Genomic DNA, 14,958 nt, shown 5'->3' on the forward strand with positions numbered 1-14,958 from the left:
CATCAGACCAAGCAAAAAGCAGCCTGAGTGCCCGCTCAAAGCGGAATCAGCGCTGCTTTTTGTCTATTTGTAAGTGTGTCCGTTAAAATACCCCCGACGGATTGCCGGGGTTCAAGAGCTTACTTGGCAGACTTCTTCACATAAAGTCTAGCGCGCTCCTCCCAAATCTCTCCCGGTGCCAGACTGAACAATCCGATTTCATCGGCCGGCAGGTCAACATGCGGCGCATTGACCAGGTTGATCTGCGGCTCCGGGCAGAAGAACCCTTCCGTCCCGCCGTTATTCCAGATCATCCACTGTTTGTAGGAGGTGCCTACGTCGTAAACGAGCGTCAATCCCAGCCTGGAATCCGTCAGCTCCATACGGTTTCTGCCGTTCTGCGGAACTGCCGTATAATGATTGTCCAGCGAAGTAAAGAATGGGTATACCCCTTCGCTCTTCATCGCTTCTTCCTCTGCGGTCAAAGGCATATGCTTGCCGGTCGGCAGCATCCGCTCATTCAGCTCCCAGCGCTCGCCGATCGTGAACTTCATCTTGTAATCGGCGGCCCGGCTGTCGGCTGCAAACGGTGCATTAACAGCGGTATGGAAGGCTAGCAGGCAGGGCATTTCGTTCTCGCCGTCGTTACGCACGAATACATGCTGCGCCAGACCGTGCTCACCCAGCGTATATTTCAGGCGGACCGTAAATTGGAACGGCAGGTAGCGATATACCTCGTGCGCCTCATTTACGCTGACTTTTACAATGACATAGCTTTCGTGCTGCGTGCTGCCGAGCTCCTCGACCTGCCACGGAATCGTATGTAGGAAACCGTGCAGATGGTTGCCCGTAGCTTCCTCGTTAACGGGGAATTGATAGGTCGTGCCCTTCCACGGGAACTTGCCGTCCTCATAACGGTTTGGCGGGAATAGAACAGGAATTCCATACACGCCCGGATTGCTGCGAAAATCATCCATCTCCGACTCGGCGGGCTCGCGCAGGAAGCGGAAACCGCTTTCGTTGTCCCGAAAAGCGATCAGGTTGCCGCCTACATTCGGCACCAGCGCGGCTTCATATTTTCCAGCTTGCAGCCATACGGCCTTCTCGCCTTGATACATGCCTTCATAAGCTTTGAGTTGCGTCATTTGATTATCTCCCTTCATGATCCAAGCAAGTAAATACAGTCAAATTTCCATTCGTTCCAAATTAACAGTATAATAAATACATGGGTTTCTTTCCATACACTTTCTATACATAATGAGGAGAAACAGAGGAGATTTTGGCATGGACGATTTGAAGAAAGCATACGAACAGCTCGGCCTGCCCGAGAACGCTTCCAGAGAAGAGGTAGAGCAAGCTTTTGACAAGGCGCTGCGCAAATCTCGTTCCCGCAAGGGAGCCGAGGATGCAGACAGCGAATACGAACGCTCGCTCCGGGCCTATAAATTGATCACTGAGCATGAGGACCAGCGCAGGATTGAACAGGCGAGTCAGGAAAGATTCGCCAAATGGGGGAAATTCGCAGGCACGGCACAAAAAATCGACGATTTCTTCCGCCTTTACAGAACGCATGTCATCGTCGGCATCATTGCAGTCATCGTATTGATCTTCGGCATTAATGCCATCGTGGATTACCGTGCAGAGCAGAAGCGAATTGCAGCGCTGCCCCCTCTCGACCTGTCTATTCTGCTGGTCGGCAATTTCGCAGTCGATGAGGCTAACGGCGGCCAAGAAGCGCTGGAGCAGGCCATACTTGCCCAGTTCCCGGAATGGAACCGGGTCGACGTGGAGATGACGTACGTTCCTGAGCAGGGCGAAATGGTATACCGGCAGAAGGCGATGGCCGTCATCGCCACCGAGAAGCCCGATTTATATATTATCGACAAGCCGACCTTCGATTGGATTTCCGGCGGCGGGGGATTCAAGAGCCTCCAGCAGGAGAGCGAGGGTGTGCTGAGCCCGGTGCTTCCGGATCAAGCCGCCCTGCGCGCGCAGGCGGAGGAAGATCCCGAGCCCCAGGTGTATGCCATTGATCTGACGTTCAGCGAGCTTGCGGACCAGCTCCCGCTCGGCAAGAAGGAAATGATCGCGGCATTAGGCTGGGGCGAAGAACGTTATGACAACACGATTTTGTTCATTCAGCGTTATCTCGAGCATATGAAGTAGCTGGCTGGAGGGCACGGAGCGATTGGACCGCTTCGTGCCTTTTTGGCGTATTTTTTAGGATTGATTTATCCGTCGGCTTCATTTATGATATTCTCATAAACGCGCGTTTACAGAAAGAGTGATGAGCTATGCGAAGCGAGGATATCGCTAAACTGGCCGGGGTATCGCGCAGCACCGTATCCCGTGTCATCAACAACTATCCTAACGTCCCGGAGGCTACCCGGGCCAAGGTGCTTGAAGTCATCGAACAGCATCATTACGAGCCGAACAGCTTTGCCCGCGCGCTCGCCGGCAAGCGAACGGATACGATCGGCCTGTTTGCAGTCAGCATGAACGAGAAGGAGAATACGAGCCGTATTTACCAGAACAGCTATTTCGCCCCCATTGTCGACCTCGTAGTCGACACGGCCAATGCCAGGGGTTTTTACGTGCTGATCCATACGGTCTACTCGCAGAATGACTTTCAGAAGGTCAAGCAGGCCTTCCAGCAGAAAAGAATCGACGGCGGGATCCTCGTGGGGACCCAGAAGGACATCGAGCTCGTGCGGGAAATCGCCGGGCAAGGCGCTCCGCTCGTCCTGATCGATTACGATATCGGGGAAATTACGGCCGAGCGGCTCGACAAGAATCATTTGGCCATCATCAATTCGAACGACTACGAGGGCACGGCGGAAGCGATGGAATATCTTATCGGGCTCGGGCACCGGCATATCGGCATCATCCAGGGAAGGATGAATACTTATTCCGGCCGGGAGCGCTATATGGCCTATGAGGATACGCTGCGGAAACACGGCTTGCCGATCGTAGGGAGCAGTATCCTGCACGGGGATTTCCTGAAGGATCAGGCCTATGAGGCCGTGCTGGGCCTGCTTGATTCCGGCGAAGAGCTGCCTACCGCCCTGTTCTGCTCGAACGACGATATGGCGATCTCGGCGATGGAGGCCTTTGCAGAGCGGAGCATCTCGGTTCCCGAGGATCTGTCTATCATCGGCTTTGACGATGTGCAGCTGGCCTCCCGCGTTCATCCGAAGCTGACCTCGGTCAGCCTGCCGATCGAGGAGATGTCCAAGGCCGCAGTGGATATGATCATCCGCCTCTGCAGCGGCGAGCAGGCGGGCTTCAGCACGCTTAGCTTTCCTACTCGGCTGGTCATGAGAGATTCCTGCAGACCGCCGCGTTCGCGGTAGTCCAGCCGATTTAATCAAGCATCACAGAGCTCCTCTCTTATTGAGAGGATCCCTTTTGCCCTAAAATAAACGCGCGTTCACAAACGAAAGGAGCCATTTACTCATGAAATTCGGAAGATTTGACGACCAACGCAAGGAATATGTCATCAGCACCCCAAAAACTCCTTATCCCTGGATCAACTATCTTGGCAATGAGGAATTTTTCGGCTTGATTTCCAACACAGCCGGAGGATATACGTTCTACCGCGATGCACGGCTGCGCCGGATTACCCGTTACCGCTACAATAACATTCCGCTGGATACGGGCGGACGCTATTATTATCTGTATGATAACGGCGATTTCTGGACGCCAGGCTGGATGCCGGTCAAGCGGGAGCTCGACTTCTATGAGTGCCGCCATGGCCTCGGCTACACCTCTATCACGGGGGAGCGGGGCGGTATTTCGGTGACGCAGCTGGCCTTCGTTCCGCTGGGCTATCAGGGGGAAGTACATCGCCTCACCGTGAAGAACACGGGCAGCGAAGCCAAGAACGTGTCCCTGTTCTCCTTCGCCGAATTCTGTCTCTGGAACGCGCAGGACGACATGACGAACTTCCAGCGCAACCTAAGCACCGGCGAGGTCGAAGTGCAGGATTCCGTCATTTATCATAAGACCGAATACCGGGAGCGCAGAAACCACTATGCCTTCTATTCCGTCAACCGCCGCATCGACGGCTTTGATACGGATCGCGAAGCGTTCGTGGGCCTGTACAACGGACTTCATGAACCGCAGGCCGTCATCGCCGGCAAAGCGACGAACTCGCTCGCCAGCGGCTGGTCTCCGATCGGTTCCCATGAATTGAAATTATCTCTGGCTCCGGGCGAAGAGCAGAGCCTTATCTTCATTCTTGGGTACGTCGAGAACGACGAGGACGACAAATGGGAAGCGCCGGGCATCATTAACAAGAAGCGGGCCCTCGCCATGATCGAGCAGTTCTCGACCGACGGGGACGTCGATCAGGCGATGAAGGAGCTTGCTTCCTATTGGGACGGCTTGCTCTCCAAGTATCAGATCCAGAGCGATGACGACAAGCTGAACCGGATGGTCAACATCTGGAACCCGTATCAATGCATGGTTACGTTCAACATGTCCCGCTCCGCCTCCTATTTCGAATCCGGTATCGGACGGGGGATGGGCTTCCGCGATTCGAACCAGGATCTGCTCGGCTTCGTTCATCAGATTCCGGAAAGAGCCCGGGAACGGATTCTCGATATCGCGGCTACCCAGTTCGAGGACGGCAGCGCCTATCACCAATACCAGCCGCTCACAAAGAAAGGCAATAACGAAATCGGCAGCGGCTTCAACGATGATCCGCTGTGGCTGATTCTCGGAACGTCCGCATACATTAAAGAAACCGGGGACATGAGCATCCTTGACGAGCAGGTTCCGTTCGACAGCAATCCGGACAATACGGCGACCCTGTTCGAGCATTTGAAGCGCTCCTTCTATCATGTCATCAACAATCTCGGACCGCACGGCCTGCCGCTGATCGGCCGGGCCGACTGGAACGATTGCCTCAACCTGAACTGCTTCTCCAAGGAGCCTGGCGAGTCGTTCCAGACAACAGCCAACATCGAAGGTCGCGTGGCGGAATCCGTCTTCATCGCCGGATTATTCGTTTTCGTTGCTCCGGATTTCGCGAAGCTGTGCCGCCTCCGCGAGCTGGAAGAGGAAGCGGGTAAAGCCGAGTCTCATATGGAAGCTATGCGCAAAACAACGCTGGAGCATGGATTCGACGGCGACTGGTTCCTGCGGGCGTATGATCATTATGGCCAGAAGATCGGCAGCAAGGAGAACGAGGAAGGCCAGATTTTCATTGAACCGCAAGGCATTTGCGTCATGGCCGGCATCGGCGTTGAGGAAGGGCTGGCCCAGAAGGCGCTGGCCTCTGTAAAGGAACGGCTGGATACGAAGTATGGTATCGTGCTGCAGCAGCCTCCGTATTCCAAGTATTATCTGAATCTTGGGGAGATTTCATCTTACCCGCCGGGCTATAAAGAGAATGCGGGCATTTTCTGCCACAACAATCCTTGGATCATGATTGCGGAAACCGTGGTCGGCAACGGAGATCGCGCCTTCGAGGTTTATTCCAAAATCGCTCCGGCCTATCTGGAGGAGATCAGCGATATTCACCGGACGGAGCCTTACGTATACTCGCAGATGATTGCAGGCAAGGACGCAGTCCGCCACGGCGAAGCGAAGAACTCGTGGCTGACAGGGACGGCTGCCTGGAACTATGTCGCGATTACGCAGGCCATCCTGGGCATTCAGCCGGACTTCGACGGCCTGAAGCTCGATCCGTGCATTCCATCCACCTGGAACGGCCTGAAGGTGACCCGCGTATTCCGCGGGGATACGTTTGAAATCTCAATCAAGAACCCAAGCCATGTGTCCAAAGGCGTGAAGAGCATAACGGTTGACGGCAAAGCGGTCGAAGGCAATGTCATCGCTCCGATCGGCGACGGCCGTACGCATCAGGTCGAGGTCGTGCTCGGCTAAGCTTGAAGCTCTTATCTGATTCATAAAGCGATAAAATCATAACAGCCCTCCGTCCTGTATTGGACAGAGGGCTGTTCGATCGATTCTGCATCGCCGTGTTACTTATGGGCTTTTTTGAGATTATTGTTTGCAGATTTATAGACTTGATTCTATCTGCTTGTATAGCCCAATCAGGCTTTGGCTGCAACCACTTCGATTTCAACCAGGCCATCCTTAGGAAGCCTTGCGACCTCTACGGCGCTCCGTGCCGGATACGGCTCGGCGAAGAACTCGGCATAAACCGCGTTGACAGCCGCGAAATCATTCATATCCTTCAGGAAAACAGTCGTCTTCACGACATCCTCCATCCCGTACCCCGCTGCTTCCAAAATCGCCTTCACATTGAGCAAGGAGCGCTTCGTCTGCTCTTCTACCGTCGGTGGAAATACACCGGAGGCATCCATGCCCAGCTGTCCCGAAGTGAACAGCAGGCTGCCGAAGCGAATCGCTTGTGAATACGGTCCGATGGCTCCCGGCGCTTCTGTAGTAGCTACTGCTTGTTTCTCCTGTTGTTGTTCCATTTTCATTGGTTCTCTCTCCTCTATCTATAATTTATTTCTCTTGCTGCTCCTGGTCATACTCCCGCAGCATTTCCTGCTGCTGCTCAGGCGTCAGCTTGGCAATGCCGAAGCCCGTAAAGCCGAGAATCGTGGCGAAGAATATCCCCGTCCAGCAGAGCACCGCCCAAGGCAGATAACTCAACGTTGCGACGCCCAGCGTTCCTGCCATGTAGGCGCCAGCGGCCGTCCACGGCAGAATCGGTTCAATGATCGTCGCCGAGTCCTCGATCGTCCGCCCCAGGTTCTTCGGATGCAGTCCCCGGCGGATGTAGGCTTCCCGCAGCATTTCACCCGGCATCAGAATCGATACCTGGCCATTGCTCGTTACGCCGATCATCGTCAAGCCGGTCACAATCGTAGTCAGAATAAGCGAGCCTGTGTTATGAACAAACTTGAGCAGCTTATTGACAATCAGCTCCAGAGATTTCGTCAAGCTGATCGTTCCGGCAAATGTGATCGCGCTAAAGCAGATAAGCAGTGTTCCCATCATCGAGTTCATTCCCCCGCGGTTCAATAGACGCGGGATATCGGCAATGACCGTATTAGGATCGAATCCGGCCGCCTGGACCATCGCTACGTCAAAGCCGTTGATCACCGACGACACTACGTCATGCAAAGTGAAGCCTTGAAAGATCATGGCATTCGCCATCGCAAAAAAGGAGGAAAACAGCATCACCGGAATCGTCGGCTTCTTCGTTATAGATCCATACAATACAATAAGTACAGGAACTACCAGCAGCAAATTCCAGTCAAAAATCGTATCCAAGGACGACATGATCGTAGCGACCTTCTCGGGTACTATCGCACCCTCGGCGCTCGTGTTCAGCCCGGTAATAATGTACACGATGCTGGCGACAAAAAAGGATGGCAGTGTCGTGTACAGCAGATGGCCGATATGCTCGTACAAATTAACGCCAGTGGATAGTGCGGCAATATTCGTCGTGTCCGAAAGCGGTGACAGTTTATCGCCGAAATACGCGCCCGCAACTACGGCGCCCGCCACAGCCGCGAGGTTGACGTCCATCCCGGCTCCGACGCCCATAAAGGCTACCCCGATCGTCCCTGCAGAGCCCCAGGAGGTGCCTGTACAAATCGAAACTACTGACGTAACGAGAAACGCTGTAATCAGCAAAAACTGCGGATTAATAATTTTCAAGCCATAATAAATCATCATCGGAATCGTTCCGCCGACCATCCATGCGCCGATCATAAAGCCTACCGTAATCAAAATCAGGATCGCAGGCATCGTCTTGGCTATTTTCTGTGCGATTGCTTCCAGAATATCATTATAGCTGTAACCAAGCTTAATAGCGATTACGCCAGCCACCACCGTAGAAGCAATGATCAGCGGCTCCGGGGGAAGCTCAAACATAACGTATCCCAAGCTGAGGAATAGAATCATCGTCAAAATTGGAAATAAGGCCAAAAACAGTGTCGGTTGCTTTACATTAGGGTTGATGTTCTGCTTGCTCATGATGTAAATCCTCCTAATCTACTATGTCTAGGTCTTCTTCAAGGGATACACTGCGGCTATTCTCTCCAACGCTTCCTTAAGCACGCTGCGCGGAGCAGCTATATTGATGCGAATGAAACCCTCGCCGCCAGCTCCGAATGAGCTGCCGAAGCTTACGCTCACCCGCGCCATCTCCTCGATCCACCGCTTCAGACCGCTCTCCGACTTGTCCACCGCCCGGCAATCGATCCATAGCAGATAAGTGCCTTCCGGTTCGATCACCCTTAATTCCGGCATCTGCTCCTTGATAAATGCCTTGGCAAAAGCGATATTCCCGCTCAAATAATCTCGCAGCGCCTCGAGCCAATCATCGCTGGCCGTATAAGACACTTCCAAGGCAGGCACCGCAAAGAACGTCGGATTGTGAATGCCGGATTGCTGCAGGGCATGCTTGAATCTTTCCCGGATCGCGTCATTGGGGATGATGATGTTGGAAATCTCCAGACTGGCCAGGTTAAATGTTTTTCCCGGTGAAGTACAGATGATGCTGCGCTGGGCAATTTCCTCCGATAGTCTGGCAACGACCATATGCTCATGCCCTTCGTGAATAAAATCAGCGTGAATGTCGTCGGAGACGATGAGCGCATCATATTTAATGCAGAGCGCAGCGATCCGCTCCAGCTCCTCTCTCGTCCATACGCGTCCAACCGGATTATGGGGCGAAATTAACAGCACGATTTTAATCCCCTGCTGCATGCGCTGCTCCATATCCTCAAAATCGATTTCATAACGCCCGGCAACGAGCCGCAGCGGGCTTTCCACTAGAACACGATTGTTCAGGGTAACGGCCTTGGCAACCGGCTGGTATACAGGGGTGTGAATAAGAATTGCGTCGCCCTCTGCCGTGAATTTCTGAATCACCAAGGATACGGCTTGGATGATCCGCGGGCAAAATACGATCCATTCCCGGGGCACCTGCCAATGGTAGGCACGCTTCAGCCAAGCTTGAACCGCTTCATAATAGGGTGAAAACGCATCCGTATACCCGTAAATTCCATGCCCGGCGGCCGCTTCAAGCTTCTCCACCAATACGGGCGGCGCTTTCAGATCCATGTCGGCCACGGACAGGGAAATCATGTCCTTGCCCATAGACTCGACCAGACCATCCCATTTCGCACTGTTTGTGCCTATGCGTGAAATGACTTCATCAAAGTTGTATTTCATCCTGCTCCCTCCTGATGTCCATGTTTACTGTGCTTGCATATCGTCTATCTCAGCTTTTGCAGGTAACGATATACCGTAGGCTCGGAAATCGATAATGCGCTGGCGACCTGGGAGACTCCTCCCTTAAGCAAAAATACTCCCTGCTCGTTCAATTCTTTCACGATCTCGATCTTCTCATTCGAGGACAGGCGGTCGATCGGCAGATTCACCTTGCTAAGGGCATTCGCGATAATATGCTGCAGCAAGTCGTCTACGTTACCCTGCAAGAATTCCGATTCCTGCGGCTTATCCCCGGCGGGCTTGTCCATCGGTACAGGCGGCGTAAGCGAGCCTCCCTGGAGCACATGATTAATCCATTCGGCCGCAACCTCCATATACGTAATATCAATGTTCAGGCACATCAGCCCGACCAGCTTGCCCTCCTCATCTTTAATAAAATAAGTCGAGGATCTGAACTTCTGTCCCCGAGGGCCAGTGGCCTCGTAATTGACGATATACTGCCGATCCCGGTACGCCTGTCCCTTCAATATTTTGAGCACAAGGTCGGTGGAACCGTCGCCAATCTTCCGGCCGCTGATGTGTCCGTTTTCAATGAAAATAATCGAACGCTCCGGATCGCTGATGTCGTGAACGACCACTTCGCACTTCGGCCCGACGATGGCCGCGATAAACGATGCCATTGGAAAATAGGATTCGAGCAGCCGCCGATTTGCTTTCATGGTATCCCTACTTTCGTTTTTTTGATAAATCTAATAATAATATTCTTATCTTAATAATAATTTATTATCTAATTTGATCATATAGCAAGCTTTAAGCGTTTTCAAGTGTTTTTTCAGCTTGAGGACCTGCCAATTTCCGCCATCATTTTGGTTAATATATCAAAATTCGATATATCCGCTTGGCCTTTCCAATGATATAATGGGATAAACATCCTATTTATTTAAGGAGGGTATCATTCTTATGTCATGGTTCAAGAGACTTCCCCTTGGCGGAAAAATTTCAGCTGCCTGCTACTCCATAGCCGCCCTGTTCGGAATACCGACGCTTATTTTATTCATTCTTCAGGGCAGCTTATTGACGGGGATCGTCTTGATTGTCGTTCTAGGAGCGCTTACCATCCCTCTTACTCGCTATGTTCAGAAAGCGCTTACGGAATCGTTCGATGACATCTCCAACGCCTCGGCCAAGATCGCCAAAGGCGATTTCACCAGCCGGATCCATGAATCAGGAAGCATGGACAATTTAAGCCGCTCCTTTAACAGCATGATAGACAAACTTCGCAACATTCTGCAGGAGACCTCCGAGATTACACGTAAAGTGATGGAATCCAGCCGGGCCATCTCGGACCGGAACGAGGAGCTTATCCAGGTGATGGGCCAGGTAGCCAAGTCCTCGAACGAGCTGGCAGTCGGCGCGAATGAAATTTCCGAGGACGTCAGCGGGATGACGGAATCGATCCGCCAGATCGAGGAGAAGGTCAGCAACTATACGGAATCCACCAAGGAAATGAATAACCGTTCCCGCGATACGCTGCAGCTCGTCGAGAAGGGCCGGGATTCCGTATCCAGGCAGGCGGAAGGCATGCGCCGCAACATTGAGGCTACGCAAAACGTAGCGGAGTCCATCAACGCCCTCTCCATCAACGCTCAAGGAATTACCCGCATCACAGCCACAATCTCTGAAATCGCTGAGCAGACCAACCTGCTGTCGCTTAACGCTTCGATCGAAGCGGCTAGAGCCGGTGAGCACGGCGCCGGGTTCGCCGTCGTCGCCCACGAGGTTCGCAAGCTGGCGGAGGAATCGACCGCTTCTACGAAAGAGGTATTCAGCCTCGTACGGAGCATTGAGGACGATGTGAAGCGAGCCGGACACAATATCAAAATCAACGAAGAGGTCGTCCAGCAGCAAAATCTGATGATCCGGGAAGCCGAGCAAATTTTTGCGGAAATCGTTCAGAGCGTGCATTATATCTCCGAGCAAATCGAGGCCTTCTCTAAGGAAAGCGAGAGCATGCTGGAAAGCGCCCAGCAGATTTCCCAGTCCATTCAGAATATTTCGGCCATTACCCAGCAGTCCGCTGCAGGAACGGAGCAGGTATCCGCATCGATGAATGAGCAAATCGAGTCCATTCAGAAGATGGCGGAGGAGACTGAAGCGATGAAGAATGCCGTTTTCCAGCTGCAAAAAACGATACATATTTTCAAGTTCTAGCTGCTGTCTCCCTTGCGGATTGCGAACTTATTCTATATCATGCTGAGCATGTGGACGATACGGCCAGCGTCATGCAGTGAAACACCGCGGCAAGCAAAGAAGCCATGGCCTAAGGCCATGGCTTCTTCTTCATATATTAGGATTGCGCAACAGCTCTTAAATGCACAACTCTGCTCTCAAAATCGCCGCGAATCGAAGTAATCGGCAGTCCGGCTCCCATCAAGCGGTCGCCGCCGTATATCGTATCCGTATCTCCCAGCCGATAATCCAGCATCGGGTCAAGGCCTTCCAGCCTCACTCGCTTGAGCGGCGCATTCGGCTCGGCAAGTACATGGAAGTAGAACAGCAGCGCTTCCCTCTGGTCCTCGCTGACGAACATCCAAGCAGTCTCATTGCCCTCGAAAGGACTCAGCAAACGATACATTTCACCCTGTTGGACCAATCCGCGAATTTCCTTGTAGCTTGCGATCTGCGCCTTGGCGATTTCCACCTCTTCCGGCGTAAACGTCGTCAAATCAAGCTCATAGCCGAAGTTGCCGGACATCGCAACATCTCCGCGGAATTCCAGGGAGGTACTGCGGCCGACCTGATGGTTCGGCACCGCCGACACATGAGCGCCCATCGTGGAGACCGGGTAGACCATGCTCGTGCCGTATTGGATTTTCAGGCGCTCCACGCCATCGGTATCGTCGCTCGTCCAGGTTTGCGGCATGTAATAGAGCATTCCCGGATCGAACCGCCCTCCCCCGCCGGAGCAGCTCTCGAACAGAATATGCGGGAACCCGCTGGTCAAGCGCTCCAGCAATTCGTACAGACCCAGAATATACCGGTGGGCCGTCTCGCTCTGCCGATCGGCGGAGCTAAGCGCGGATCCGATCTCCGTCATGTTGCGGTTCATATCCCATTTAATATATGAAATCGGCACATTCGTAAAAATATCGCTCAACCGCTCATACAGGTACTCCCGTACGTCCGCCCGCGACATATCGAGGATCAGCTGATCGCGCGCTTCGGTTCTGCGGCGGTTCGGAACATGGAGGCACCAGTCCGGATGAGAACGGTACAAATCGCTGTCTGGAGAAATCATCTCCGGCTCGAACCATAGGCCGAACTGGAGACCCGTCCGCTTCACCCGCTCCGCCAAATCCTTCAAGCCGTCAGGCAGCTTGCGGCGATCCTCAATCCAGTCGCCCAGCGAGCAGTTGTCGGAATCCCGCTTGCCGAACCAGCCATCATCCAGCACGAACAGCTCGATGCCGAGCTCCCCGCCCTTCTTCGCAATCGCCTCGATCTTGTCGGCATTGAAATCGAAATACGTCGCCTCCCAGTTATTGACGAGAATCGGACGCTCGAGATCCCGGTGTACGCCGCGGCACAATCTGGTACGGTACAGCTTATGGAATGTACGGGACATCCCTCCGAGCCCTGTGGCGGAATAGACCAGCACCGCCTCCGGCGTCTGGAAAGTCTCGCCCGGCTCAAGCTTCCAGGAGAAGTCAAAGGGATTGATGCCCAGCGACACGCGCGTCGTTCCGAATTGATCCACTTCAGCCTCCGCGGCAAAATTTCCGCTGTAAATCAAGCTGAAGCCGTACACCTCGCCCTGGCGCTCATTCGCTTCGGGACGGAGCAGCGCCAGGAAAGGATTGAACTGGTGGGAGCTTGCTCCCCTGCGGCTGCTGATGCCCGTTACTCCCGGCGCCAGCACCCTCCGCTGGATATGGCGCTCCCTCGCCCACGCGCCGGACAAATACAGCGCATCATAGCGGGAATCCGGCAGGTCAATCGAGGCGCTGAAGGCCCGCTCCAGCTGCACCGGCTCTCCCGACGCGTTCGACAGCTTGGCCGATCTTGCAATCGCGCTGAATTGCTCGAACACCGTGTAATACAGCGTGACGGTCAATCCCGCCTGGGCATCATGCAGCATCAGCTCCAGCGTCTCCGCCTCGCTCTCCCGCTCGGTATAAGTCGCCGGAAGGCCCTCCAGCGCCGGCTTTCCAGCTGTAATACGGTGCGATTGATAGGCCAGCTCGGTAATGCGGGTTCCGTTGTGCAGCTTGACCTGGTAGGCCGGATTCCGGAAATCGCTCGTACCATACTGCGGGTACTCCTGCGGCAGTGTATCCAGCGAAATCGTCTTGTCGTCCGGAAAAGGGTTCGGGCTGAACGAGGAGCGCTCCACCCTGTAAAGCAGATCCTTCAAATTGCTTCCTTGACGAAGCTGCGGGCCAAAATATACATGTGCAGGCAAGCCCCGCACGAGTTGAATTACGTAACTGGTTTGGTGCGATTGCAAGTGAAAAACACCTGAGGCTTCGTCATAGTAAATAGGCATTCTATATCCTCCTAATCAATAGCTGATACCATGTATTCTACTATGTTCTCCCGGTTACGTAACGTCAGTAAAGTGATATTTTATATGGATTTTTGTGTCCTAATTTCAAGCTAGCACTCAGTCTCTGTTATCTACATTGCGCAAATCGGCCTGATCGTTCAAAGCATCTGTCTGATTATCCTGCATGGCTTCGGCTGGCGGATTGACTGTATTTTTGCGCTGAAGGCGATACTCCCTTGCTCTCTTTAGCCGCTTACGGTGAACGATCCAGACCGGTGCGGCAATGAGGCCGATGAGCAGAAATACCGGCAGGGCTCCAGACAAAATAACGATGAGCCAGCCGAGCACCTCCGATATCGCTTTCAGGCTGCCATCCAGGGCGTTCAACGCCCGATGCCCCAGCGGCTGGGTTCCTTTGACTTGGCCGGGCTGCTTCGATTCCGGCTGATATAAACGAATCTCGACCGTGGAATAGGCTACGTTCTGGTCTATATAGCGCATCCGCCCGCGGATTTGTTCGATTTCTGTCTGAATCCGCTCCAGCTCATTCGCGAACTCGACCATCTGACTGGTCTTTGTGGCATCCTTCAGGAACTGCAAATACCTGGACTCCATCGCCTGCTTTACCTTAAGCCTCGATTCCAAATCGACATACTCCTCGGAGACATCCTGTCCCTGCATGCTTCGCTGCAGCGATTCATGCTCAAGCTTCTCCAGACGGTCCAGGAAGGAAGAGAATCCGGAGGACGGGATCTTCAGGATGATCGTTCCGCCCTGCTCATGCTGAGACTGGTTCTCGGTAAATTCCACGATGTAGCCGCCCGACAGGGCCGCCAAATTCCGCACTTCGGATTGGGCCTTGCCGTAGTCCTTCACTTCCATTACAACATTCGCCCGGTAAATCAGCTTCTTATTCAGCCCGGCCTGAGCATCGGCAGCCTGCATGCCCGGGCTTCCTGATGCTGCCAGAACGTCGGCGGCTTGCGGAATGGACGTGCTCTCCAGTGCAGACGTTCCCCCGCTGGCTGCAGCCGGTGCGCTCTGTTCGCTCGCGGTGTTCTTGGCATCCGCGCTGATGCTCAGGGATTCCGTACTCCCTGCAGCCCCGCTGTCCGCCTGGCTATCGGCTGCCCGGCCGGCGTCTCCCGGGCTTCCGCACCCAGCCAGCAGCAGGCTCGCTGCCACCACACCGGCGCATAGTATCATTTTCCACTTTTTAATCATTCTATAACCCCCTTTGCACCATCGACGCTTCCATTGTCTGG

General features: G+C 53.8%; 11 protein-coding genes. 4 read left to right on the forward strand and 7 right to left on the reverse strand.

The window, feature by feature from the left end; genetic code table 11:
* Positions 1–119: 119 nt before the first annotated feature.
* Positions 120–1,124: an aldose 1-epimerase gene (locus BN2762_RS19380; protein ID WP_055108526.1), complete on the reverse strand. Its 1,005-nt coding sequence runs from the start codon at positions 1,122–1,124 to the stop codon at positions 120–122.
* A 139-nt stretch (positions 1,125–1,263) separates the two neighbouring features.
* Between BN2762_RS19380 and BN2762_RS19385 the strand changes: the two genes are divergently transcribed.
* The 3 genes from BN2762_RS19385 to BN2762_RS19395 all read left to right on the forward strand — a co-directional run bounded on the left by BN2762_RS19385 (position 1,264) and on the right by BN2762_RS19395 (position 5,871).
* Positions 1,264–2,145, forward strand: a complete 882-nt coding sequence (locus BN2762_RS19385; RefSeq protein WP_055108527.1) for a hypothetical protein — start codon at positions 1,264–1,266, stop codon at positions 2,143–2,145.
* Between the two features lie 128 nt (positions 2,146–2,273).
* Positions 2,274–3,332, forward strand: coding sequence for a LacI family DNA-binding transcriptional regulator (locus tag BN2762_RS19390; RefSeq protein WP_055108528.1), 1,059 nt, complete (start codon positions 2,274–2,276; stop codon positions 3,330–3,332).
* A 103-nt stretch (positions 3,333–3,435) separates the two neighbouring features.
* Positions 3,436–5,871, forward strand: coding sequence for a glycoside hydrolase family 94 protein (locus BN2762_RS19395; protein ID WP_055108529.1), 2,436 nt, complete (start codon positions 3,436–3,438; stop codon positions 5,869–5,871).
* 170 nt (positions 5,872–6,041) lie between these two features.
* On the opposite strand, the gene BN2762_RS19400 is transcribed toward BN2762_RS19395, so the two are convergent.
* From BN2762_RS19400 to BN2762_RS19415, 4 genes are read right to left on the reverse strand one after another with little or no spacing between them, the layout of a single operon-like run.
* Positions 6,042–6,431, reverse strand: a complete 390-nt coding sequence (locus BN2762_RS19400; RefSeq protein WP_055110224.1) for a RidA family protein — start codon at positions 6,429–6,431, stop codon at positions 6,042–6,044.
* Positions 6,432–6,462: 31 nt separating this feature from the next.
* On the reverse strand, positions 6,463–7,944 hold the full coding sequence (gene nhaC / locus BN2762_RS27820) for a Na+/H+ antiporter NhaC (protein ID WP_055108530.1): 1,482 nt from the start codon (positions 7,942–7,944) through the stop codon (positions 6,463–6,465).
* Positions 7,945–7,971: 27 nt separating this feature from the next.
* Positions 7,972–9,147: a MalY/PatB family protein gene (locus tag BN2762_RS27825; RefSeq protein ID WP_055108531.1), complete on the reverse strand. Its 1,176-nt coding sequence runs from the start codon at positions 9,145–9,147 to the stop codon at positions 7,972–7,974.
* 44 nt (positions 9,148–9,191) lie between these two features.
* Positions 9,192–9,866, reverse strand: a complete 675-nt coding sequence (locus tag BN2762_RS19415) for a helix-turn-helix transcriptional regulator (RefSeq protein ID WP_055108532.1) — start codon at positions 9,864–9,866, stop codon at positions 9,192–9,194.
* Positions 9,867–10,107: 241 nt separating this feature from the next.
* Here BN2762_RS19415 and BN2762_RS19420 point away from each other — a divergent pair, with 241 nt between their 5' ends.
* Positions 10,108–11,358: a methyl-accepting chemotaxis protein gene (locus BN2762_RS19420; protein WP_055108533.1), complete on the forward strand. Its 1,251-nt coding sequence runs from the start codon at positions 10,108–10,110 to the stop codon at positions 11,356–11,358.
* A 136-nt stretch (positions 11,359–11,494) separates the two neighbouring features.
* Here the strand turns inward: BN2762_RS19420 and BN2762_RS19425 are convergent, their stop codons facing one another.
* Positions 11,495–13,693: an alpha-galactosidase gene (locus BN2762_RS19425; protein ID WP_055108534.1), complete on the reverse strand. Its 2,199-nt coding sequence runs from the start codon at positions 13,691–13,693 to the stop codon at positions 11,495–11,497.
* Between the two features lie 117 nt (positions 13,694–13,810).
* A complete protein-coding gene (locus BN2762_RS19430) occupies positions 13,811–14,917 on the reverse strand; it encodes a DUF4349 domain-containing protein (protein WP_055108535.1) in 1,107 nt (368 codons plus the stop codon).
* Between the last annotated feature and the right edge of the window lie 41 nt (positions 14,918–14,958).

Source organism: Paenibacillus ihumii (assembly GCF_001403875.1).
Taxonomy (GTDB): Bacteria; Bacillota; Bacilli; order Paenibacillales; family Paenibacillaceae; genus Fontibacillus; species Fontibacillus ihumii.

Excerpts from the sequence above, each read along its gene's own strand:
- nhaC (WP_055108530.1), bottom strand. The coding sequence starts at position 7,944 with ATGAGCAAGCAGAACATCAACCCTAATGTAAAGCAACCGACACTGTTT.
- BN2762_RS19380 (WP_055108526.1), bottom strand. The coding sequence starts at position 1,124 with ATGACGCAACTCAAAGCTTATGAAGGCATGTATCAAGGCGAGAAGGCC.
- BN2762_RS19385 (WP_055108527.1), top strand. The coding sequence starts at position 1,264 with ATGGACGATTTGAAGAAAGCATACGAACAGCTCGGCCTGCCCGAGAAC.
- BN2762_RS19425 (WP_055108534.1), bottom strand. The coding sequence starts at position 13,693 with ATGCCTATTTACTATGACGAAGCCTCAGGTGTTTTTCACTTGCAATCG.
- BN2762_RS19430 (WP_055108535.1), bottom strand. The coding sequence starts at position 14,917 with ATGATTAAAAAGTGGAAAATGATACTATGCGCCGGTGTGGTGGCAGCG.
- BN2762_RS19400 (WP_055110224.1), bottom strand. The coding sequence starts at position 6,431 with ATGGAACAACAACAGGAGAAACAAGCAGTAGCTACTACAGAAGCGCCG.
- BN2762_RS19390 (WP_055108528.1), top strand. The coding sequence starts at position 2,274 with ATGCGAAGCGAGGATATCGCTAAACTGGCCGGGGTATCGCGCAGCACC.
- BN2762_RS27825 (WP_055108531.1), bottom strand. The coding sequence starts at position 9,147 with ATGAAATACAACTTTGATGAAGTCATTTCACGCATAGGCACAAACAGT.
- BN2762_RS19420 (WP_055108533.1), top strand. The coding sequence starts at position 10,108 with ATGTCATGGTTCAAGAGACTTCCCCTTGGCGGAAAAATTTCAGCTGCC.
- BN2762_RS19395 (WP_055108529.1), top strand. The coding sequence starts at position 3,436 with ATGAAATTCGGAAGATTTGACGACCAACGCAAGGAATATGTCATCAGC.
- BN2762_RS19415 (WP_055108532.1), bottom strand. The coding sequence starts at position 9,866 with ATGAAAGCAAATCGGCGGCTGCTCGAATCCTATTTTCCAATGGCATCG.